Genomic DNA, 23,226 nt, shown 5'->3' with positions numbered 1-23,226 from the left:
AAATATGGAGCGGACAATCAAACAAATGCTACAAGAAACTACTTATAAAGTGCATATGTTTGTGAAAGAACCGAAGACAGAACAATTTTTCATGAACGAAAGGCTAGAAGAGGTGTTCCAAAGTGCTAGCTTAATAAAGGTACCCATACTGCTTGCTGTGCTGAACAATTTAGAAAGCAATAATAAATCCTTAGAGCAAGAAATGAAGATAGCACCAGAAGAATGGGTTGACTTTAGTGTTATTAGTGAGCAGCACCTAGAGCAAAGCACCATCTATGAGCTTTTAGTGTGGATGATTATTACAAGTGATAATACAGCAACAAATGTCCTGATTGATTTTCTAGGGATGGATGTACTCAATCAATATTTTCGTGAAATTGGGCTTCTGCATACAACAATCCAACGCAAGATGATGGATTTTGAAAGGCTTGCAAAAGGCTTTGATAATACGACATCTGCACGTGATATGGCACATCTATTTTTGCGAATTTATCGCAGAGATCTGTTATCACCAGCATTTAGTGAGCTTACGCTAGATATTTTAAGCCGTCAACGTGTACACGAATCATTAAAGCGTTATTTAGTAGATGATGTGAAACTTGCTCATAAAACAGGAGGTCTTGATACGGTAGATCATGATGTTGGGATTGTATACAGCAACTTTGGAGATTATCTTATCGGTGTATTCATTACCGAGGTTACGAATAATGATCAGGCAAGACAGTTAATCGGTCGGATTTCCAAAGTTGTTTATGATGATGTGGTGAAGCGGAAGGGGATGATTAAATGAATGCCATTGTGACGTCGATGCTTGCAAATTTACATGCAAAGCCAGATGTAGCTTCAGAATTAGTGGATGAGGTACTATACGGAATGACGGTTCAAATCATGGAAGACATTGATGAGAGCTGGGTTCGTATACAAACCGCTTATCGCTATGAAGGGTATTGCCAGAAGGCTAACTTACTAGTGGATGAAGCAAAAATGGATACTTGGCTACAAGAAGCAAACCATTTTATTTCCCAAAGCTTCGCCGATGTTTTGCAGCAGCCTCGAATTCAAAGCACGAAAATGATGACGCTTGTTAAAGGCTCAATCATCTGTTCTTCTGCTGTTGAAGAGCTAGATCCAGAATGGGCAGCAGTGCAATTAGTGTCAGGTGAGATCGGTTATGTACGTAGGAAATGGCTACAAGAAAAAATACTAGTAAACAGCTTATTCGACCAACAATTACGAGAAAATGTTATAAAAACAGCGCTTAGCTATTTAGCAACACCCTATCGTTGGGGAGGAAAATCACCACTAGGAATTGACTGCTCAGGTCTATGTTCTATGGCATATATGCTAAACGGGGTATATATTTATCGCGATGCCAAAATCGTTGAAGGTTTTCCTATCAAGGAAATCTCTCTAAAGCACATACAAAAGGGAGACTTATTATACTTCCCAGGACATATTGCTTTATATATAGGAGATAACCTTTATGTACACTCTTCGCTTGGTGGGAACGAGGTTACTATAAATAGTCTGGACGACCAGCATCCGCAATATCGAAAAGATTTGGCAACATCTATTACCGCTGTTGGTAGTTTATTTAAATAAGAAGTAATGAAAAAACCTCCATGTTGAAAATTGTACATGGAGATTTTTTCCGTTAATATTTATAAATGTTTAATTGTTGGCCTGCTTCAATTCTATCAGATCGAAGTTGATTCCATTGTTTAATGGACGTCACGTTCACGTTATGAGCCTCCGCAATATGCATAAGGGAGTCACCGTCGGCTACGGTAATCGTCTTTTTATCTTTAACAGGACTGTCATATTGTTGTAAGTCATATTTTGCAATTACTGCATTAAGCTTTTCATTGTATTTAGAATCTGTTGCATAGGAGCCTGTTAAAAACTTCGTAGCATCTGTATAGGACTTCGTATTGCTTTTAAAAACACCTGCATAGAAATCTTTGTTCCAGGAAACACCATTGCGCATTAATTTAACATAATCTTGTAGGGATGCCTCGTAAGAAGGATACTTGCGGAATTCAGCCATTACCGTTGTCATATTACCCGAACCATCATCCTCAGATGTTTCCAATGTTACGGAGTTATTTTGGTAACTACCTTTCATGCCAAACAAATTGTTATTAGGAGAAGAGCCAAGGCCACTTTGCCCATGATCACTTTCTAAAACGGCTTGCGCAATAATAACCGATGCGTATAAGTCATTGTCAGCACCAAGTTTCCGAGCAGTTTCTGCTATGGAGCCGATAAACTCTTCAACACTAGGATTATCATCGACAACTACAGGTTCTTCTGTGTTGTCATTCGTATTGAACACCTGCGTCACCATAAAAAACGAAATACAGATAACTACGATTGTAATCATAAGACCTTTAAAAAAATTTATTACGTATTTCATTGTTTCATTGATGTTGGTAGATTACAACATCTCCCTCCTTTCGTATAAAGTTAATATATTTATAATTATTACAGAGTCATAAATAGAAATAAAGTCATGTTTATATTTTATAGAGTACATATTCATAAAACGAAAAAAAACTTAATTAGTTTCCTCCATTACCAGCATATTTTAGAAATGAAATGACCGTTACATATAGTGGGGATAGTTCCTTGTGAAAACAAATAATGGTATTATGAACTTTTAAAAAGCTATTAATTTCTTAAAAAATAGTAATTTCATGTTACTTATTCGATTTTCTATTCATCATGCCTATTAGACTGTTTTTATTTGGGAGAACATCTGGTAAGAAAAGTGAGCCATTCTCGTGTTTTTTTGGATCCTTCATATTTATAACTCAATCCCAACATTGGATGTAGAATCAAAAAAAGTTTGAAAGGATTTTAGTTTGTGAATTATATAGAAGAAAAAGGATGTTTCTTTAAAAATAATGCTAGTTCTAGATCTACTATGTTTACCGTATATGAAAATGAAGAAGAAAAATAGTGTACGTAAAAGCATAACCAAAGGAGCATATACAATGATAACATTTGAAAATGTCACAAAAAAATATGTAAATGACCAAGTCGCAGTAAAGGCTATTAATTTGGAGATCAAGAAGGGAGAATTTTTTGTTCTTATTGGACCGAGTGGCTGTGGAAAAACAACATTATTAAAGATGATTAATCGTTTAATTCCTTTAACGGAAGGGACCATTCGAATTAATGAAAAAAGAATAAGTGATTATAACATACATGAATTACGCTGGAATATTGGCTATGTGCTTCAGCAGATTGCCCTTTTTCCTCATATGACCATAGAAGAAAATATCGCAGTAGTCCCTGAATTAAAGAAATGGAGTAAACAGCAAATCCAAAAGCGAGTGTATGAATTATTGGAGATGGTCGGACTTGAACCAGACAAATATAGTCAGCGTAAGCCAAAAGAACTCTCTGGTGGTGAACAACAAAGAGTGGGCGTTGTTCGAGCATTAGCAGCTGATCCCGAGATTATTTTAATGGATGAGCCATTCAGTGCATTAGATCCGATTAGTCGTACGAAGTTGCAAGATGACCTTCTTGAGCTTCAACGAGCCATACAAAAAACAATCGTCTTTGTGTCGCATGATATGCAAGAGGCTTTAAAATTAGGTGATCGCATTTGTATGATGAGGGATGGGGAAATTGTACAAGTAGGAACGCCGCAAGAAATTATACAAAATCCTGTTAATGATTTTGTGAGAGAATTTATTGGGGTAAATAAAATGAATCCATTCCATCTTGAAGCTGTAATGAAACCAATTACGGATGAAGATAGTGAAAGAAATTGTAAAGAAAGCATTTCATCTAACGATTCTTTACAAACGATTCTGCAAAAATTAGCTCAATTTGAATGTTTAGGTGTCGTCGATAACGGAGAACTAATTGGCATGGTCACAAGAGCATCGATGCTGCAGTATTTAGCGCAGGATTCCTTAGAAAGAGGTAATGCAAATGACTAATTTTTTTGAAGTATTTAGCGAACGAAAAGGCCAGCTATTGGCTTCCTTATTAGAGCATATTCAAATTTCCTTTATAGCGCTATTTTTTGCAGTAGTCATTGCTATACCTCTAGGAATCTATTTAACGAATAAAAAGAAAATAGCGGAAAGTATTATTGGGATTAGTGCGGTTTTACAAACGATTCCTTCATTAGCACTATTAGGGTTATTGATTCCTCTGTTTGGCATCGGGAAAGTCCCTGCTATTATTGCCTTAGTTGTTTATGCTCTTCTTCCTATTTTACGTAATACATTTACGGGAATAAACGAAGTGGATCCTTCTTTAAAAGAGGCAGCAATGGCTATGGGGATGAACAAGCGCAAGCGGTTGGTGAAGGTAGAATTACCGCTCGCTATGCCAGTGATCATGGCAGGAATTAGAACAGCTATGGTATTAATCGTTGGAACGGCAACTTTAGCAGCATTAATTGGAGCAGGAGGATTAGGGGATATCATTTTGCTTGGTATTGACCGAAATAATACAGCACTAATTATTTTAGGAGCTGTTCCTGCGGCGATTTTAGCATTAGTGTTCGACTTCTTGCTAAAAAAGCTAGAATCACTGTCCTTTAGAAAAACGATGACAGCATTGAGCATGATTAGCATTGTAGCATTATCACTAATGATCCTGCCGCTACTAAACTTCAAAGAGCAAGAAGAAATTGTCATTGCAGGTAAGCTTGGCTCTGAGCCTGAGATTCTTATCAATATGTATAAATTGCTTATTGAAAATGAAACGGACTTAACGGTGCAATTAAAACCTGGCCTTGGTAAAACTTCCTTTGTATTTAATGCACTTAAATCTGGCAGTATCGATATTTATCCAGAATTTACTGGAACGGCAATTTCTGAGTTTTTAAAAGAGGAAGCCATCAATAATAATCAGGAAGATGTTTATCATCAAGCACAAGAAGGAATGATGAATAAATTTGGCATGGTGATGCTAAGTCCGATGAAATATAACAATACGTATGCATTGGCTGTATCAAAGGAAATGGCTGAAACGTATGATTTGCAATCAATTTCTGACATTAAGCCTCTTCAAGAAACGATAAAAGCTGGCTTCACATTGGAATTTAATGATCGAGAAGATGGTTATTTGGGCATTCAAAACCGTTATGGTATTACACTGTCTAATATAACAACAATGGAGCCCAAGCTTAGATATCAGGCGATCGAAACAGGAAATATCGATTTATTAGATGCATATTCAACAGATAGTGAAATACGTCAATACAATTTGAAGGTTTTGGCAGATGATCAGCAACTATTTCCACCTTATCAAGGAGCCCCTTTACTAAGGAAAGAGACGGTAGATAAATATCCAGAGATCGAAACAGCTTTAAATAAGCTGGCAAATCGGATAACAGATGATGAGATGCGTGAAATGAATTATCAAGTAAATGTAGAAGGTAAAAATGTAGAAGATGTGGCACGTGAATATTTAATGAAAGCTGGACTGTTGTAACACGATCATCATATGAAACAAGTAGAGGCTGGGACATAATTATATATTCTAAGCAAAATTAAAAACCTTTGCATCAGAAAAGCGCGAGAAATCAACGTTTCTAAAATTGATTTCTCACGCTTTTTAAGGTTTTAACCAGTTATGTCCTTGCCTCTTTTTTGTTAGTTTTAGGATGGAGTTGCATCAAAGTGAAGGGACAGCCGCCATTACGTTAAGGTGAAAATACGTGATTTCACATGTATCTATGTTCTTAGGTATATTATCCTTATTTTCTGAAAGTTATAGAATATACTCTTTTTTTAGTACATTTATAATTATTATTCAAAGAAAATAGTTTAAAAAAGCTTGAATATGCAAATTAATGGAAATTGAAAAATAAGATTGAATTATTAAAAAAACAATATTTGGATTGTCATTGCTTCGATAGTATAATTTCTTCCAATGTACGTTGTTTTGGAACCAAATGTGGATTAAAATGGGTATCAGCTCAAAAAATTGCTTTTATTAGTATAAATTGTTTTTTAATTGAGCTTAAAAAATGATAAAGATACATCTGGAGGAAGAAATGAAAAAGAGTTTATTTTTAATGTCTTCGCTAATTTTATCCACTTCAATTATTCTAGGTGGCTGTGGAAACAATGAAGATGAAGCAAAAAAAGATGAAAATTCAAAGAACACACAGGAAGAAAAAGGACAAGAACAAGATAAAGTTAAAAAAGACGAGCCTAAAAAAGAAAAAGAAACTACTGAAGGTTCAGCTGACTTTGCTTCTTTAATTTCTTATATGGAGAAGGAAACTCAAGGGAAAACGAAAGTTCTATTTGAAAACAATGAACCCCAAGTACATAAAATGGAGAATGTTTCGATTTCACTGGATGCATATTCGGTAGTAGAATTGAAGGATTTCCATACTGATTTTAATATTCCATTTAACGAGGAAACAAATGGTGGTGTTATTTTAGCTAAATATACAGTGAAAAATGACATGGATAAAGATGTTTATTATATGCCTAGCTTAGATATCACATTTACGGGTGCAGATAAATATTATACGAACTATAAAGAGTTAATTCCTGAAGAAGATCAATTACCAACAAAGCTAAGCTACTCAACAGATTATTTGCTAAAAAAGGGTGAAGAGGTAACAGGATATGTTGCTTATCCATTCGGTGCAACAGATTTAGCAAAAATTAATGAACTGGGCACTGTAGCAGTAATGATTCCACTACCGCTTACTGAAAAAGAAAAATATGATTCTACGATCGGTTCGGAAGGAAGATTTAATCTAGCTTTAAATGCTGCTGGTTCGGAAAAAGTATCAAGTAACTCATCATTCTATCAAGATAAAGCAACGATGGAAAATATGGGTGAAAAGAAGATGCTGAAGGAAAAAAGCGACATCAATGAAAGCAAAAAAATTGGTGATGTCAATGCTACTTTAGAAGGGTATCAGTTTACAGCATTTACACCAAATGAGGTGGAAGCTCCTCGTTTCTCCAATTTCACAAATGGTGTTACGTTATTAACAGTGAAATTTAAGTTAGACAATAAAGCTGCTAATGAAATTGGCTTATCTTCTATGTCTTCAAAATTAACGGTTAATGATGGCTCACAATATTTATTGAGCGAAGGTATGTTATTAAATTACAGTTATAATGACATTATTAAAGCTGGAGAAGCTGGCGAGCTATTGCAAGTATTCGTATTAGACCAAGAGCAATATGAAAAAATTTGGAAAGACAAAGCCTTTGAACTTGAATTAGGTCCAATTCGAGATAAAGATGCAAAGGATACGTCTAAAGGCCATACAGTCACGTTTACATTACCAAAATAAATTGTAAGAGCCCTCTCAAGCTAATTTGAGAGGGCTTCATTTTTTCGTTGTTGGGGATTCATACAAGATGAGTATTTTGTCCTCACCTCAACACTTTAAAGTACCGCTATATATTTACCACCCTCTCAACCCTAATCCTTTTCGATGAGACGTTTCTAGTAGAGCAAGTTTTTCCACCCAGTCATCACATTTTTTCTCCCAATAGTGTAAAGAATTATTTTCTGAACAAAGTATAGTAGAATCAATTTTTCGTAACTTCGTCCTTAATTGATGAGGAATTGCTAATATTTCATCACTAAACTTCATTTCCTCTTGATCTCGAAAATCGTTATAGTATTTAGTAATTTTATTGACGTACCGTTTATAGATCGCTAGCGAATGACAAAAAGTCTCTATTGATGAATTGACATAGATGCGTTCTTTGTTTTCAATATGGCTATAGTCTAATAAAACAATTTCATCATTAAGTCGATTGAGTACAAAGTATTCATGATTGCTATGCTCTTTAATCAGATAAAAGTTCTTAAAATTTAAATAAGTCGGTAGTTTATTGATAATATCAGCAAAGTACCAGTCATTTTCAAGTTTCGTTAAAGGTGCCTCCTCACCAGACTGCGCTAATTTTAATACTTCGGTTTTTAATTCCATTTCCTTTAGTGAGGAGTAGCTTCTTAAAAATCCTTTTGAAATAGATAAAAATTTATATTTTCTGCGAAACTTTTCAAAGTCATCCCCAATATGTTCAACTAAAAAATCAATTGAAGCTGGAGAGATTCCTTTTTGGTCCATTTGCAAAATGGCTCTGTATGTATTTAAAGAATCCAATTATATATCCTCTCTTTCTGTCTTTTGTAATAGTATACAGAATTTTATTGGAACGGTTAAAATGAAGTGTATAATGAACAAAGTATATTCAATATACAAAAATCGTGTCAACGTTAAATGTGATATGCAAGGCATTTAAAATTCAAATTAGGCAAAAAGATCATTTATACGGTTAACGATTGCTGAATTGTATTATGCAAAACGATTAAATATCGCACCGGATGAAGCAGTAGAGGGTGTTTTGAACGATTCATGCAAATGACAAGGAAGGACTAACATAGATGAGTGCTTTTGGTTTTTTATTCATTTCAATTATCTCAGAAGTTTTTGCAAGCTCCATGCTGAAACTTACAAATGGCTTTAAACGAATACTACCGTCAATTGGTGTAGTAGTTGGATACGGGACTGCCTTTTATTTCCTATCCTTAACCCTACAATCTTTAGCAATTGGCACAGTCTACGCGATCTGGGCGGGAGTAGGAACGGCACTAACAGCGATAGTGGGCGTAGTGTTTTATAAGGAATTATTCAATGTAAAAAAATTGATTGGTATTCTGTTCATTATTGTCGGTGTGGTTTTTCTTAACCTTGCTGGTGGTGGACATTAAGGAGGAAGTTGCTAATGAAAGGTTATCTATTTTTAACGTTATCCATTGTTAGCGAAGTATTTGCCACAACGATGCTCAAGCTTTCAGAAGGATTTACAATTTTTGGTCCATCCATTGCTGTCGTATTTGGATATGGCATTTCGTTTTATTCATTATCTTTATGTTTAAAAACGTTACCATTAAGCCTTGCATACGCCATTTGGTCTGGAATAGGCACTGCATTAACAGTCATTGTGGGAATCGTTATATGGGGAGATATTTTTAATCTTTACTCAGCCATCGGAATTACATTCATTATTGGTGGTGTTCTTCTTCTAAATCAAGGAGACCGACATAATGCGACAACATAGCGTTCATAACAAGAAAACGTCTAAATTTTAAATGATGAACGTTTTCTTTTTTTGTAGAATTCTTTCATGAACTTCCCCTAAAAGATCGATGGATGAAGACAAAATCAGTGGGGGATGGAGAGCATCCTCACTCATTAGTAGTCTTCACTTCATACGGTTTCTTTCACGAAAAAAGTCGTCATATTCCTAAGTTCTACATATTATAACAAGAAGGTGTTAAACATGTTGAAATGGGTTCATTGATAATAGATGTCTCACAAGACTTGGGAGGGGCTGGGGAAATGAATAATGAAAACAGAAGAAATCATTTTTTATGTGAAGCACTCTACGACATAAAAACACTCCAGGATGTGATGAATGATTTTCATTCTAAATACTTTGGACAGCTACTTGTGAATATAATCGGAAGTGATACGATACCCTTTTTTTTAGTAACACATAAAGGTGCTCGTTTAAAACTATTGGATACAGTAAAGAAATTTGAAACAGAGTTTTTTCGTATAGAGGATATTGATCGGGAACATTGTCGTGGAACTATTTCGCTTTTACGTGCCTATGATTATGAAGGGCACGATACGAATTTGATTACAGAGGTTGTGAGGTTAGAGAAAACATCCACAAAAAAATCTATTGAATTAAGTGGTATTTCGGCCATTCAATTATTAAAGCCTGATATGTTAAAAGGGAAATACATCATTGAGCCCAAATGGTGATGATCATGTTTTTACTATTTAAATGAATCAATACTAAAATCTGTTCTTGATATAAAAAAGCAGGAGTGCCGTCAAGTACATATTTTGGTGAGGAGTCACTAAAATAACAGAATGATTAGAGAATCTGTCTGTATGCACGCTGGATTGATTGAATTTATTAGAAAGAGAGTTATAGGAAAGGAAGAGATTACTGCATGATAATTATTGGGATGTTACATCACCGTTTAGATCCTAGAACTGTTATTAAATCGTATGCATATGCAGCTGTGGCAAAAGCAGAAGGAGCTCAATTTTTTTATTTTACACCAAGAAGCGTGAATTTTAATACACGTTCCATAGATGGGAAAGTATATGAAGATGGCGAATGGCACGACAGGAAAATGCCCTTTCCAGATGTAATATACAATGCAGGAAGTCCTGAAAAATTGTCGGTATCAAGGAGAATTATCAATAGATTAAAAAAAGAAATACCATTTACAACACATTCAATCGGAAATAAGTGGAACGTTATGGAACGTCTTAGGGAAGCTAAGAAATTTGACAAGTATTTAATCCCAACAAAGATTGTGAAAAGTATTGATTTGTTCCACAAGTTTATGGGTACCTATCCAAAAGTAGTGTTTAAACCAATAGATGGTCGAAAGGGAAAAGGGATCTATTTTATTTCGAAAGCAGGGAGTACTAATTTTGAGGTAAGGAAGGATAGCGAAAAGAGTGTTTATTCGAAGCCCCAGTTAGATAAATTACTAGCTGATCAACTTTCTACTGGAACCTTTATCATGCAGCCCTATATTCAATCAGTAACAAAATCAGGGCAAGTTTATGATTTTCGTCTGCATGTGCAAAAAAACGGGGAAGGCAAATGGATTATTACGACAATCTATCCGCGTATTGCCCCAAATGGCTCGATTATACCTAATATTAACAATGGTGGTTTTACAAATTATTTAGAACCTTTTTTGGAGCAGGAATTTGAAGAAGATAGCTATAATATCCGGCGCATGCTAGAGCATTTTTCTTTGTCATTAGCCCATCATTTAGATGACATTCAAATGGTGCAATTTGGTGAGGTAATTGATGAAATTGGCATTGATATTGGCTTAGATGAAAATCAAAAAATTTGGATGTATGAGGTAAACTGGCGGCCGGGTTGCCCACCTGCCTTTTATTTAGAATTAGATGTGGTGATCCATTCTATTAAATATGCAATGTATCTTGCAAAGAACAAGAAACAACTTCAAAGTGAAATTACTCAACAGAAAAATAAACATTTAACTGAAAAGCAAAAGTTACCAATTATCGCGATTACCGGTAGTGCTGGAAAAACGACTTCTAAAGCATTTCTTGCCTCTATCTTATCGGTAAAATGGAAAATCTTTGAGTCGAAAGATTATTGGAATACGACAGAGCATACAAAAAAACACGCCGAAGAAATCAATGCTTCACATGAAGCGGTCGTACTTGAGTACGGAATGGCCTATCCTGGAATCATAACAAATCATTGTAGCATTATTCAACCGAATATTAGTATCATCACAAATATCGGTTTGGCTCATGTCGGTAATTTTGATGGAGATATTAGAGGGGTGGCAAAGGCAAAATCAGAGTTAATACATGGAATGACTCAAGACGGTTTACTAGTATTAAATAAAGATGATGACAATTCTAAGCTTTTAGAAACACAGAAGTTTAAAGGAAAGGTTTTAACAGTTGGCATTCATGGCCCAGCAGACTATAAAGCCTATGATATTCAATATAAAGATATTGGTATGACTTTTAAAATAAAGCTGCAGGGACAAGAAACTGAAATGTATATCCCGATTTTAGGGGAACATCATGTTTATAATGCGCTCAATGCGATTGCAGTGGCCGATCATTTAGGATTTAGCCCATCAGATATTAAAGCGGGACTAAATTTCAAAAAACCGCCAAGAAGGTTAACGATTTATAATTGTCGCGATGAAATCACCGTCATAGACGATACTGTTCATTCTCATCCTCAAGGTGTACGGGCTGCAATTGATGTTCTTAAGAATATTGCAAAGCAACGGAAAGTAGCAATCATAGGTCAGATGCGAGAACTAGGGGATTTAAGGGAAGAGGAATATCGTAAAGTTGGCGAGTACATTCAAGAGCAAGAGATAGATTTACTCATTACTTACGGATTTAGAACTGAGGAAATGGGAAATGCTGCAATAGCTAAAGGGATGAATCCTTCCAAAGTTTATCACTTTATTAATAAGGAACAACTGCATGTACTATTAGAGAAAATCATAAAACCTAATGACACCATTTTAGTAAAGGGTGCAAGTAAAACGAATATGTTTGAAACGGTAAAATTTTTAGACCAAACGTTTAAAGAATAATTTATAAGCCCGAGTAACTGTCCACTGGAACGTGACAAGTACTCGGGCAATTTTTTTTGAAATATATTCTTTTTTTGAAAATTTATTTTACACTTTTAGAATAAATTTTATCTCTTTTGCTGCGGTTGTCGCATTATTTCTAGCTTCGGCTAATGTTTTACCTTCTGCAATGACATATGCATAGCGATGACCCATTGATAAAGGTGGGGTTAGTAATGTTCCTCTTTTCGGCTTGACATATACCTCTACAATACCTGGTGATTTAGTTGCTCTATTTTTTCCAATTACCCTTTCTAAAATACCTTTACTGTCAACAATGATGTATTTTGTATAAACAGATTTTCTATGCCTCGGTTTGACATTAGGGGCTTCACCTAAAAATAACTTAAGCGTTTCTTCCACTAAACTAAATCCAAAAGCAGCTTGTAGCATATTGTTCATGGCGCCGCCTGAAATTCTAGGATTAATCTCGATCAGCTTCCAACCATTTTGTGTTAAACGTAGCTCTAAATGAAGGGCACCATTCTCAATATTAAACGCCTTAACAATGGAATGGAGTACTTCTTCGATCCCAGTTTGAATGTTCGCAGGAGCTTTGACGACTACGCCATAACCGGTAATGATAAAACGTTTCCCCTTTGTGATTTCTTGTTCAATAATGCCTATTACATGAGCTTGGTGTTGAAAAACGATGGCTTCCACTAAATATTGTGGGCCATCAAGGTATTCTTCAATCATAATTGTCTCATTTGGATTCTTACTACGAAGAGATTTGAGGTGATTATTAAGCTGAGCTGAATTTTTTGCTAACAACACATCTTTGGAGCCCGTTGATTTTGGAGACTTCACAATCAATGGAAAACCCATATTATTAGAAATGGTTTCGTCTGGTTTAATTAGGGCAAATTGAGGTGAATAACTTTGGTCCCTTAAATGATGTCTTGTTTTCTCTTTATCTTCCATTATTTCGATGGCGGATGAAGATGTATAGTTTTGACAAAATTCATCACACAAAATAGAAGCAATATGGACAAATGGATCAACAAAACTAACAACACTTTTAATCTCAAATCCATTTCTAGATAATTTATTAATTTCTTCTTTCATTTTTTCAATGTTCAAAGTGTCAATAAGAATCATTTTATGAATGTCGGGGTAGGCTTTTCGCTGTTGAAGTTGTTTTTCATTGTTGGTGAAAAGTATTGTAAAGTAGCCCAATCTTTCTGCTGCTCTTGTTGCTTCGCGACTTGACCCGGATTTATTTGTACCGATAAATACAATGGCTTTCAGATATATCACTCCTTCTATTGGTACTTAGTTACTTAATCATCTATATATATATGCAAACACATAGTTTTCTTCTAGTTATGTATCATGTCTACATCCAAGCAACTTTATGCGTGCTACATATACTAGAAAAAGAAAGGAGGGAGAGAAAATATGAAGCCTCTTTCGGTGAAGAATTTAACCATGATTACTGCAGGTAAACTAGTGCATGGGTCAGAGAAAGTGCTCATTCAGTATGGTGCTTATCGACTAAAGCAAGTGAAAAACACAAATACAGCCCTTTTTACGGATAAACATATTGTTAATTGGAAAAGTCTAGAGTCACTTTTTCCTCTAGTGCTAGTAACGGATTGGTCTTATAGTCCAAAAGAGATTCCTAGTCAAGTAATCATTATTAACGTAGCAAATGTAGATGAGGCCTATTGGAAATTTGTACATTTTTATCGAAGTCAGTTTAATATCCCAATCGTTGCGATTACAGGCACTTCAGGAAAAACAACGACAAAAGAAATGATTAAACATATTCTTTCTGCTGAAAAAAAAGTGACAGCCACTACGCTAAGCAGCAATTCTAGAACAGCTTCTTTACAATATTTACTGAGCATTGATGATGAAACTGAAGCGGCTGTTTTTGAAACTGCTGTTGGAACACCAGGGGATGTCAGAAAAGCAGGAAAATATTTTAAGCCATCTATTGGTGTTATTACCAATATAGGAGCCCATCATTTAAATTATTGTAAAACGTTGGAGGGTTATATTGAGGCAAAGGGAGAAATGCTGGACATTATTGATCCCGCAGGCTCATTAATCCTTAATGCTGAGGATGTCAACACACGCAAAATAGATTTATCGAGGTTTCGCGGAAAAATCATTAAAGTAGGTAAGCATAAATCCAGTGATTTTCGAGCAAGTGATATTCGCTACCACAAAAATGGTATGTTGTTTAACGTTCATCATAAAAAGATGAGCTATGAAATCTTTGTACCAGGATTTGGTGAGCATCAAGTATATAATGCGCTTGCAGCCATTGCAGCCGTTTATGAAATAGGTATTCCTATTCCTATGGCAGCTGAACAACTGCAATCATTCCGACATTTGAATAAGCAGCTTCAGCTTTTTGAGGGCATTAATCATTCCGTGTTATTAGATGATACATGGAGTATTACGACCACTTCTTTGGAAGCCGCATTAAAGGTTTTGAATGAGCTTGGAGTAGGTAAGAAAAAGATTGCAATAATTGGAACGATTACAGATTTAGGCTCTTGGGGATATACTATTCACGAGCAGGCGGGAGAGTTAATTAATCGGATTGGGGTCGATGTACTCATTACAATAGGGGAGCATGCACGCATTATGGCGGACCATGCCATTGAGTTAGGATTTAGTTCACATGTTTATACATTTAGAAATAGTACGTTCGTCTATAAATTATTACAAAAACTTATTGATGAAAATACGATTGTTCTCATTAAAGGAGATATGTATAGTAAACAAATTTTTGAATTAGCTGCAAAATTAAAGGTAAAAACTGTACCCCCAGCTGAATAGTCTCAACTAATCGTGTGGGATCATGACTGTGCCATACAGAGTGTTTCTCTACTAATATATTGTATTCTGCTAGAAAGGAGCGCTCTGGAAAGAAGATAAAAAGGAATAAAACAGAAGTCCATACGAGAAATGTTGGAAAATTGGCCAAAAAACAGGTTCATCACCAAAAGTTGTGGATGACATTTGATAAAACGTTTGCCATCTATATAGGTTGAGTAGAGTAGAGGCTGGGCGACTACCTGGGGCTCATCGGACGCCCCTAGGAAGCTCTGCTCTGTGCGACAGCAACAAATGTTTTAACTGTGCGAAAGCGAAGCGACAGCAACAAATGTTTTAACTGTGCGAAAGCGACAAATGTTTTAACTGTGCGAAAGCGAAGCGACAGCGACAAATGTTTTAACTGTGCGAAAGCGAAGCGACAGCAACAAATGTTTTAACTGTGCGAAAGCGAAGCGACAGCGACAAATGTTTTAACTGTGCGAAAGCGAAGCGACAGCGACAAATGTTTTAACTGTGCGAAAGCGAAGCGACAGCAACAAAGCGCCCGGTCAGAACAGAAATCAACCACTCTTTATGGTGATGAGCCAAACAATACCCAGTTGATTAGAGAGATATTGGATAAAGAGAGGGGGAATAGTCCTTGCAACATATAAGTGTGAGTGATATTAGGAAATTACTACAGGGGGAATTGATAAGCGGTTCTGAAAATTGGTCTGTCAAACATGCCATCTATTATAATCGACACGATTTGACGCAAAGTCATACACTAATGTTTGTTAGTAAAAATGATAAAATAAACTGGCAAGAGATCAATCGTATGGGTCCGTCTCTAGTGTTATCAAATAAATCAACAACAGAGCTGAAAAACGCACTAGAGAATACAACTGTTATACACGTTAAAAGTATTGTGCAGGCATACTGGAAGTTTATCGAATATTACAGAGGTCTGTTCCAAATACCTGTGGTTGCTTTGACAGGTACATGTGGAAAAACAACGACAAAAGAAATGATTAAACATATAGCAAGTAGAGAATGGAATGTTCAAGCATCTATAAGTAGTAAAAACGAACCTCGGCAATCATTACCTTATTTGACAGGTATCGATGACACAACGAAAGCAGCAATATTTGAGTTAGGTTTAGGAAATACAGGGAATATTAAGCATCAGTGTATGATTTATCAGCCGACTATTGGCATCATTACAAATATTGGTGTGCATCATTTAGATGGCTGTAAAAACCTTGAAGGCTATATTAAAGCGAAGGCAGAAATTATAGATGGAATAAGGAATAACGGCATCTTGATTATCAATGGCGATGATGAAAATATCAAGAAGATCCCTTTGCATACTTTTAAGGGAAAGATTATTACTGTCGGATTACATGAACAAGCAGATTACAAAGCGTCTAAAATACAATTTCAAGATAACGGTATGAGGTTTGTTTTACAGGTTTCCGATGCAAAGTACAATGTATTTGTCCCTGGCTACGGTGAACACCAAGTATATAACGCATTAGCTGCTATCGCGGCCATAAAAGAAATGGGACTGTCCATTCGTCATGCCATTTCAAGTTTGCGATCATATAAACCGATGGCAAGACATTTAGAACTTTCGACAGGTATTGGAGATAGTACGATAGTAGATGACACGTGGACAAATAACCCGACATCTGTTGAAGCAGCTTTAAAAGTTATAGATACGATAGGAAAAGATAAAAAAGTCATCCTTATTTTAGGAGATATTAAGCGATTAGGTAATTACGAAGAAAAATATCATCGTGAAATAGGCTCCATGGTCGCCCAAAGAAAAATTGATACACTGATTACGATTGGCAAAAGAGCAGAGACTATTGCAGAACAAGTGCTAAAGGAAGGAACAAGCGCAGAAGTTCATAAGTTTCAAGATGTTACAGGCGTTTTAGATATTTTGAAACCAAAGCTTGATCAAGATACGATAGTGCTTATCAAGGGACCGATGTCTAGTAGATCCATGATTGAATTTGCCAATAACCTAAAAAATATATAAATAGAAAAAGAAGCTTCTGAGGTTACCCCTGTCAGGTAGACAGCTTTATAAGAGACTAAGCAACCATCTGGTGTCGATATTCTATCGGTGCCAGATGGTTGAGTTGTTTTTGGAAGCGAAAAGTATAGATTTTCTTCAACTACTTGTATCACTTTATGCTATAGGTAATATTTTTGAAAAGCCTGAGGTTAAATCTAGACTGGAATTGATTGATGAGCATTAGATTCATTTTTAAAGAAATAAAAGATATATTATTAGTGTATGAAATTTTTGATTGAACTTATTTTGCGCTTATTGCTTCGTATAAAATATTTAAAGAGATGAATGGAGATTATATGAAGATTTTTATATTTATTCTTATTACAATTACAACATTATGTAGTTGGTTCAAATATAGAAAAGAAATAAAAATAGCTGAAAGTAATGAAGAAATTAGACATGCATTTGTGCGATTCATGCTGATGGTATTTTTATTTTTAATTTTTATAGTTAGTGTCGGTTTCTATTAAAGTTCATCCGACAAACTTAAAATGGTTTATTTTATCTATTTGGCAAATTTAAATAATAAAATGCAAATAAAAAAGCTTCTACTGTAATACGAATTATTTTTTCTAGGCATAGAAAAATCCCCTTAAGTAGAATGTTAATGACAGATTACTGTAGCTCTTTTAACATTTTCTACTTGAAGGGGATAATATCATTCATCATAAAGGAATGCTTTTTTACTTCTATTTAAACTAAAAACGACGTTAATAGGAGAGAAATTCCGGTCCACTCCACTGTTTAGGTAGTAGAAATGATCAGCAGTTAGAGTTGAACTTTTTTAAAACACACGTTTTGCTGTAATAAAGTGGTCTTTATAATAGTCAACCAATAGTACTCTTGTCATAACACCATCAGAATTTGGAATGATGATACGATGATCACCAGCATAGATAGCTACCATTGAAGGGGTTTTAGAGCCTGTTGTACTATTGAAGAACACCAAATCGCCCTTTTTTAAATTGGCACGTGAAACTGTTGTTCCGACGTTCATTTGTTGTTGTAAATTGGTTGTACCAAGATTAACGCCACTCTTACGATAAATAAACTCTACGTATCCTGGTGCTGTAAAACGTAGATTCTTTTCATTATTCGTTGAGCTAATTGTTACTTTATTTTTATAATTTAAGGCGTTTTCAACAATTTTATCGCCTTTCGTTGCAGGGTTAGCTGACAGTAAGGTAGGTAAGACTCTGCGAGCAGAGACATAATTTTCTGTGTAATATGGCTTGCTATTTAAATCAGAAATAATAATATTTTGTTTAGAATCAGCCATGTGGATCATTTTATTATTTCCGATATACATACCTACGTGATCAGGGTCTGTTCCTGTCTTTTTACTCTTAAAGAATAGTAAATCGCCTTTTTGTAATTGATTTCTCGCTACATATGTTCCTTGTTGAATCATATAATTTTCATTGTAAGTGCCTAGGTCAACACCGTTTTGCTCGAAAATGTACATTAAAAATGAAGCGCATGAAAATTTATAAGGATACGTAGGCTTATATACGGAATTACTGTATGTTGCCTTACCAATTAAGCTTTTACCGGTTTGAATTAATTGATCTGCTTTCGCAGAAACGGCCTGTGCGTTATTTTGGGCATTTGTTGTTGCAGCCTCTACTTCTATTGGATGAACAGTAGGTTGTACCATCCCCACTGTGCTAAAACCGATCGTCAATGCTAATGTTGTAGTTAAAAATCGTTTATTCATGTTGTTAATTCCTCCTGAAGCTTATTTAGGATAAATCCTGTTTTGGCTTGCCATTGGAATTAATCGTAGCATGAAAAAGTAGGGCTTCTTTGAGGTAATTGTTACCACGCCTTTTTGAAATAGGCTTTCAACGCTTGATATAAAAGGCTTCATCGCGAGAGTTTACAGTTTCATTACAAATGTTTCAGTAGGATGTATTATTTGTAGATTGCATGAAATCATAAACTGCTCCAACGATGTTAGAGGACTTCCTAACATCGTTGGAGCAGTACAAAAAGGGCTTTTTAATTTTCCTGAATCATCTCAACTCTATTACCAAATGGGTCTCTAAATTCAAAACGTTCAAAATGAGGAATAGGCACTGAATCGTAAATTTCTACATGATGTTCGACTAATACTTGTTTCCAGTAGTCTATATTTTCAACTTGGTAGGCAATATGAGCCTTCGTCGTTAATCGATCGAAGCCATCCTCGGTTCCTATATGTACCTCTTTATTGCCGACTTGTAACCAAAATCCGCCTCGTCCTTTAAGAGAATCTGGTTTTTCAATCTCATTTAGCCCTAATATCGTACAATAAAAATGTTTGGCCTGATCTTCCTGGCCTTTTGGAATAGTAATTTGAACATGGTGTAAGCCAATAATCATTTTTCTTCCCCCTTAAATGATTGATTCTATACTTAATTCTAGAATGATGTTTTTAAACCCTTCCAAGTCTGGTCTTTTTTGGCTCATCATCAAAAGTTGTGGATGACATTTTTTAAAATATATGCCCTGTATATTAGTTGATTGGAGTGGAGACTTGGCGACTCCTTGGGGGTTAGCGTCACAGATGAGACCCTGGAGCGAGCAGGTAGAGGAACGAAGGCTAAAAGCATCACGTCCTGTGATAACGCCTTCGTGACCAACATCCTTTTGGCCCAAGCGGCTCATCGGACGCCCCCAGGAAGCTTTGCTCTGTGCGAAAGCGTAGTGCTAACGTAGCGGCAGCAACAAAGCGCCTAGTCGGAAAGGAAATCAACCTTACGTTATGGTATGAGTCTGTTTTTTGTTTTATAAGAAACTTTCATAAAACCAGTAAGAACAATGAGGGAATAGGCCCATAACAGCCATGAAGCAAAATAGCGATCTACGTCAGCTGGTAAATTCGTGAAAATAGTATCAAAAAATAATAATACGACTGCATCGATGAGCATCCCAGGTAATGCGATGCAAATGGCTGCTTGAAGTTGCTTTGAGTCAGATAACTTTTTCAAAGAATAGACGGGGATAGTTACTATCCAGATAATCGGAATAACTAAAATGTAAGCACTAATCATGAATAAAGGTTCGTCAGGAATAAAAAAGTAATGCCCCATTAATCGGAATACAGCACTTGCTACAAGCCAAATCACAAACCCCCAACATAAAAAGAATGGCATTGTGGTTCCTCCTAACGTTATTTTCCGAGATGATGCAGTGTCTGTAAGATTTTTTCTAATTGTTGATAGAATGTATCTACGTCAAAGTCATCCCGCATCATAACTTGTATAGCTAAACCATCAATAAGGGCATTGAAAAAAATACTCCAAGTTTCCAGCGACACTCCTTCAATTGGTGATGTATCCCATAATTTCTTTAAACCATTACATAAATGTTCATTTTCTGTCGCTAAAATTTGTCCAATTTGCTGTCTAATTGACGGATTCGTAAAGCCAAAGACGATTAAGGTGAAAAATAATTTATGGTAAAAGGCATCATGATCATAACGGCTCTTTGCGGAGATAAGCGCGGATTGAATCATCTGCTGATCGAATGCCAAAATCTCATTCCAAGAATTTTCACAGATGTCTTGGACAATTTCGAGAATTATTTGTTCTTTTGTTTTGAAATGATAATAAATAGTTCCTTGTGTCACACCAGCTTGCTCGGCAACAGCCTTTAAGGTGAATTTTTCAATTCCTTTGTCAACTAAACATTGCTTGGCAGCAGTTAATAAATCTGACTTTTCGATACCAGTAGGTTTTGCCATTTATTTTCCTCCTTAGTATTAGTTAGTTGGATAACTAACTTTAAAATAACAAAAAATTCCTATGTTGACAAGGGGATGTTAGCAACAGACGGATCCATTGAACGGTTTCTGTTATGTCAAAAAAACGTTGATATAACAAGGGGTTAATTTTTATGATTACCTTCAGCAACAACGTAGTAGTAATCAGAGGATTCTAATTAATTTAAGTGGATAAAAATGGCTAATCAACACACGTACTATTAGATTTTATTATAAAAAATTTAGACACAAGAGAAGAGTTAACGGAAAACCTTTTAAGTAAAATCAACTAATAGAATATATAATTAAAGTACTGTATCACTTTAGGTGTGGTTCTTACTTCTTTTGTCGATAGAAAAGTTAACCTTTCTTGATACTACGCCAATATATGCTATAATTCTCCTAAATAAACCCTATCAATCTCTAATATAATAGTAGTAGTATCCATTCTACTTTATTGGAGGTGATAGAATGTGAAAGAAAGGGATGATAAAGATATGTTAGAAGTTCTAAAAGAAGAAAAATTCGATACAAAAGAAAAGATTCCTAAAAGGTATGATCTTGATAGTAAACGAATTAAGGAACTTGTAGCAAGTAAAGAAACTGTAATAGTCAAGAATGGAGTCATGCAAATTAATCCTTCTCATCCTGATTATGACTTTTGGATGGAGGATTGATTGATTTATGAAAGTAAGAGAAATATACAAACTTAACCATCCTTAAGAAGGACATGGTGATAAAGTTCGCCCTGTCCTTGTTTTTGTTTTGACTCAACGCCTCATGAATTCCTCGCATTAAAAATAACTACAAAACCGAGACCTCAAAATCGAGTAGAAATTAGATATTGGCAAGAAGCTAATTTAGATTGTGAGTCATATGTTCAATGTGACCGATATACATCTTTCATTTTAGATGGAGAAGCGGAATTTATTAGGACGCTAGAATAAAGTGATTCCGATAGAGTTGTCTTGAAATTTAATGAATTTTACCCTATCTTAAATATGCAAAAAGATTATGAGGAAAGTTTAAAACGTACATAGCATTTAACTAACTAAGAAAAACTTTAATATACCTAACTCTCTCATTTTATACTGTGATGGGAGGGTTTTATTATTTCTCAAACCAATTAAATATTTCAAAAGAAGAAGGTAAGCGAATTTTGGTACGCTCTTTTTTGTTTGTAAAAAATAGTGAAAAAGTTACAACAAACAAAAAAATCCTTTATCGCTCAATGATATACCATTTTTTCTAAATCAACACGCCTGTAAAATGACTTTAAAAATTGACTTCCATACAGTATGGAATAATAATTAAAACGGGATAATAAGATAGAGGTACAGATCATAAAATCATGACTACATTGATTCGTAATGATGATCAACATAGTATGCCATGTTTTTGTCATAGTAGACATCTTTTTAAAGAGGAGGAGTGTTTCACATGAATCCACAAGTAATTGAGTATTATGAAAGTCTGTTGAAATTTGAAATCATGCAAAAGCAATATACAAACGCTTCTCAAACATTAAGGGAGCTAGTTGAACAGTATGTAGGGCAGGATGCTGTTCATAAAAATGACATATTTACTGCTTATTCGAATGTGATGAAAGAACTAATTGGATAAAGTAACAGTTTAATTCAGTGGGGGTTTTCTTCATCCCCACTGATTATTTATTTGTCTTCACGAATCTCCGTGCAGGTCTCGTCTGTCTCGCTTTCCACGGTCGAGTAGCCCTAAGCTACAATCAGTTAAAATGGGCATATATTCAATAGCCAAAAAAAAATCCTATTATCGCTCATTAATAAACCCTATTTTTCCCCTAATCAACACGCCTGATAATTTATGGTAATTAAATTTTTCTGATACTATAAATAAAATCAGTAGAGTAGGAGCTTTAATACTACTAACGACCTCTTAATATTGAGGTTTTTTATTTTGCCATTCTTTTAATGTCCCAACAGTAGTATAATTTGATTTTTGACACTCTGGAGCGAAGCGGCTCATCAGACGCCCCATGGAAAATACCAAGTCGGAACGAAAATTAATCATACATTAAACCTATCGAAGACATAAAATTTTTACTAGGACTTCATTCTTATTTCACTTTTTCTTTATATAATAATTCTGCACTTATCTTCATTCAGTAAAGACATTTTGAATGAAGCTAATGCCTCCGGCGGATGTCACGGATTTTGAAAGGAATGAATTATGCGGGCACAATTCATTCCTTTCAAAATCCGGACTCATTGTTTATCTGTAGCGACAGCAACAAATGTTTATCAGTGCGAAAGCGAAGCGACAGCTACAAATGTTTTCTGTAGCGAAAGCAAAGCGTCAGCTACAAATGTTTTCTGTAGCGAAAGCAAAGCGTCAGCTACAATTACGCCAAGGCGAAATTGTATTTTATAGATTGGAGAACTAG

Annotated in this window: 23 protein-coding genes; 15 read left to right on the top strand and 8 right to left on the bottom strand. The window is 35.2% G+C overall.

All coding sequences use genetic code 11. The features are described 5' to 3' along the window. The first annotated feature begins 4 nt into the window (after positions 1-4). Together BFJ97_RS16055 and BFJ97_RS16050 are read left to right on the top strand one after the other, a co-directional pair. Positions 5-790 (top strand): serine hydrolase, encoded by a 786-nt coding sequence (locus BFJ97_RS16055; RefSeq protein ID WP_068985662.1) that lies wholly within the window; start codon positions 5-7, stop codon positions 788-790. Beyond that, a complete protein-coding gene (locus BFJ97_RS16050; RefSeq protein ID WP_068985661.1) occupies positions 787-1,602 on the top strand; it encodes an SH3 domain-containing C40 family peptidase in 816 nt (271 codons plus the stop codon). Before BFJ97_RS16055 ends, BFJ97_RS16050 begins: the two co-directional genes overlap by 4 nt. A gap of 52 nt (positions 1,603-1,654) precedes the next feature. Here BFJ97_RS16050 and BFJ97_RS16045 read toward each other — a convergent pair whose 3' ends face one another. Further along, positions 1,655-2,383 carry a glucosaminidase domain-containing protein gene (locus BFJ97_RS16045; protein WP_254660191.1) on the bottom strand — a complete coding sequence of 243 codons (729 nt, stop codon included), beginning with the start codon at positions 2,381-2,383 and terminating at the stop codon, positions 1,655-1,657. Between the two features lie 613 nt (positions 2,384-2,996). Here BFJ97_RS16045 and BFJ97_RS16040 point away from each other — a divergent pair. The 3 genes from BFJ97_RS16040 (at position 2,997) to BFJ97_RS16030 (ending at position 7,297) form a co-directional block, all read left to right on the top strand. After that, complete coding sequence (locus tag BFJ97_RS16040) at positions 2,997-3,956, top strand: ABC transporter ATP-binding protein (RefSeq protein WP_068985659.1); 960 nt, start codon at positions 2,997-2,999, stop codon at positions 3,954-3,956. Further along, positions 3,949-5,463 carry an osmoprotectant update ABC transporter permease/substrate-binding subunit OpuFB gene (gene opuFB / locus BFJ97_RS16035; RefSeq protein ID WP_068985658.1) on the top strand — a complete coding sequence of 505 codons (1,515 nt, stop codon included), beginning with the start codon at positions 3,949-3,951 and terminating at the stop codon, positions 5,461-5,463. Before BFJ97_RS16040 ends, opuFB begins: the two co-directional genes overlap by 8 nt. A 565-nt stretch (positions 5,464-6,028) precedes the next feature. Then, the gene (locus BFJ97_RS16030) at positions 6,029-7,297 is read left to right on the top strand and encodes a DUF5068 domain-containing protein (RefSeq protein ID WP_068985657.1); all 1,269 of its coding nucleotides are present in this window, start codon (positions 6,029-6,031) and stop codon (positions 7,295-7,297) included. A 114-nt stretch (positions 7,298-7,411) separates the two neighbouring features. Here BFJ97_RS16030 and BFJ97_RS16025 read toward each other — a convergent pair whose 3' ends face one another. Continuing rightward, a complete protein-coding gene (locus BFJ97_RS16025; protein WP_068985656.1) occupies positions 7,412-8,122 on the bottom strand; it encodes an SUKH-4 family immunity protein in 711 nt (236 codons plus the stop codon). A 281-nt stretch (positions 8,123-8,403) separates the two neighbouring features. Here BFJ97_RS16025 and BFJ97_RS16020 point away from each other — a divergent pair, with 281 nt between their 5' ends. The 4 genes from BFJ97_RS16020 (at position 8,404) to BFJ97_RS23775 (ending at position 12,159) form a co-directional block, all read left to right on the top strand. Then, a complete protein-coding gene (locus BFJ97_RS16020) occupies positions 8,404-8,730 on the top strand; it encodes a DMT family transporter (protein WP_068985655.1) in 327 nt (108 codons plus the stop codon). A 14-nt stretch (positions 8,731-8,744) separates the two neighbouring features. Then, the gene (locus BFJ97_RS16015; protein ID WP_068985654.1) at positions 8,745-9,080 is read left to right on the top strand and encodes a DMT family transporter; all 336 of its coding nucleotides are present in this window, start codon (positions 8,745-8,747) and stop codon (positions 9,078-9,080) included. A gap of 281 nt (positions 9,081-9,361) precedes the next feature. Continuing rightward, positions 9,362-9,793: a hypothetical protein gene (locus BFJ97_RS16010; protein ID WP_068985653.1), complete on the top strand. Its 432-nt coding sequence runs from the start codon at positions 9,362-9,364 to the stop codon at positions 9,791-9,793. Positions 9,794-9,987: 194 nt separating this feature from the next. After that, complete coding sequence (locus tag BFJ97_RS23775) at positions 9,988-12,159, top strand: YheC/YheD family protein (RefSeq protein WP_083227075.1); 2,172 nt, start codon at positions 9,988-9,990, stop codon at positions 12,157-12,159. A gap of 87 nt (positions 12,160-12,246) precedes the next feature. Here BFJ97_RS23775 and BFJ97_RS16000 read toward each other — a convergent pair whose 3' ends face one another. Further along, positions 12,247-13,449 carry an ATP-grasp domain-containing protein gene (locus tag BFJ97_RS16000; protein WP_375200778.1) on the bottom strand — a complete coding sequence of 401 codons (1,203 nt, stop codon included), beginning with the start codon at positions 13,447-13,449 and terminating at the stop codon, positions 12,247-12,249. Between the two features lie 150 nt (positions 13,450-13,599). On the opposite strand from BFJ97_RS16000, the gene BFJ97_RS15995 reads away from it, so the two are divergent. The 3 genes from BFJ97_RS15995 to BFJ97_RS15990 all read left to right on the top strand — a co-directional run bounded on the left by BFJ97_RS15995 (position 13,600) and on the right by BFJ97_RS15990 (position 17,020). After that, positions 13,600-14,994 (top strand): Mur ligase family protein, encoded by a 1,395-nt coding sequence (locus tag BFJ97_RS15995; protein ID WP_068985651.1) that lies wholly within the window; start codon positions 13,600-13,602, stop codon positions 14,992-14,994. Between the two features lie 302 nt (positions 14,995-15,296). Continuing rightward, positions 15,297-15,431: a hypothetical protein gene (locus BFJ97_RS25495; protein ID WP_302621803.1), complete on the top strand. Its 135-nt coding sequence runs from the start codon at positions 15,297-15,299 to the stop codon at positions 15,429-15,431. Positions 15,432-15,634: 203 nt separating this feature from the next. Then, positions 15,635-17,020 (top strand): UDP-N-acetylmuramoyl-tripeptide--D-alanyl-D-alanine ligase, encoded by a 1,386-nt coding sequence (locus BFJ97_RS15990; RefSeq protein ID WP_068985650.1) that lies wholly within the window; start codon positions 15,635-15,637, stop codon positions 17,018-17,020. Between the two features lie 823 nt (positions 17,021-17,843). Here the strand turns inward: BFJ97_RS15990 and BFJ97_RS15985 are convergent. From BFJ97_RS15985 to BFJ97_RS15965, 5 genes are all read right to left on the bottom strand, one after another. Continuing rightward, the gene (locus tag BFJ97_RS15985; protein WP_083227074.1) at positions 17,844-18,776 is read right to left on the bottom strand and encodes a C40 family peptidase; all 933 of its coding nucleotides are present in this window, start codon (positions 18,774-18,776) and stop codon (positions 17,844-17,846) included. Between the two features lie 284 nt (positions 18,777-19,060). Then, the gene (locus BFJ97_RS15980; RefSeq protein ID WP_068985649.1) at positions 19,061-19,423 is read right to left on the bottom strand and encodes a VOC family protein; all 363 of its coding nucleotides are present in this window, start codon (positions 19,421-19,423) and stop codon (positions 19,061-19,063) included. 12 nt (positions 19,424-19,435) lie between these two features. Further along, on the bottom strand, positions 19,436-19,708 hold the full coding sequence (locus tag BFJ97_RS15975; RefSeq protein WP_068985648.1) for a hypothetical protein: 273 nt from the start codon (positions 19,706-19,708) through the stop codon (positions 19,436-19,438). Between the two features lie 95 nt (positions 19,709-19,803). Further along, positions 19,804-20,196, bottom strand: coding sequence for a DUF5367 domain-containing protein (locus tag BFJ97_RS15970; RefSeq protein ID WP_068985647.1), 393 nt, complete (start codon positions 20,194-20,196; stop codon positions 19,804-19,806). 17 nt (positions 20,197-20,213) lie between these two features. After that, entirely contained in the window at positions 20,214-20,786 is a 573-nt protein-coding gene (locus BFJ97_RS15965; RefSeq protein WP_068985646.1) for a TetR/AcrR family transcriptional regulator, read from the bottom strand. A 491-nt stretch (positions 20,787-21,277) separates the two neighbouring features. Between BFJ97_RS15965 and BFJ97_RS15960 the strand changes: the two genes are divergently transcribed. From BFJ97_RS15960 to BFJ97_RS24800, 3 genes are all read left to right on the top strand, one after another. Beyond that, on the top strand, positions 21,278-21,481 hold the full coding sequence (locus BFJ97_RS15960) for a hypothetical protein (protein ID WP_068985645.1): 204 nt from the start codon (positions 21,278-21,280) through the stop codon (positions 21,479-21,481). Positions 21,482-22,244: 763 nt separating this feature from the next. Beyond that, positions 22,245-22,427 (top strand): hypothetical protein, encoded by a 183-nt coding sequence (locus BFJ97_RS15955; protein WP_068985644.1) that lies wholly within the window; start codon positions 22,245-22,247, stop codon positions 22,425-22,427. 649 nt (positions 22,428-23,076) lie between these two features. Further along, entirely contained in the window at positions 23,077-23,226 is a 150-nt protein-coding gene (locus tag BFJ97_RS24800) for a hypothetical protein (RefSeq protein WP_175401779.1), read from the top strand.

This window comes from Lysinibacillus xylanilyticus, assembly GCF_001708185.1.
GTDB classification, from domain to species: domain Bacteria; phylum Bacillota; class Bacilli; order Bacillales_A; family Planococcaceae; genus Lysinibacillus; species Lysinibacillus xylanilyticus_A.
The sequence above is the reverse complement of the archived record's forward strand: the minus strand, read 5'-3'. Positions and strand labels throughout refer to the sequence as shown.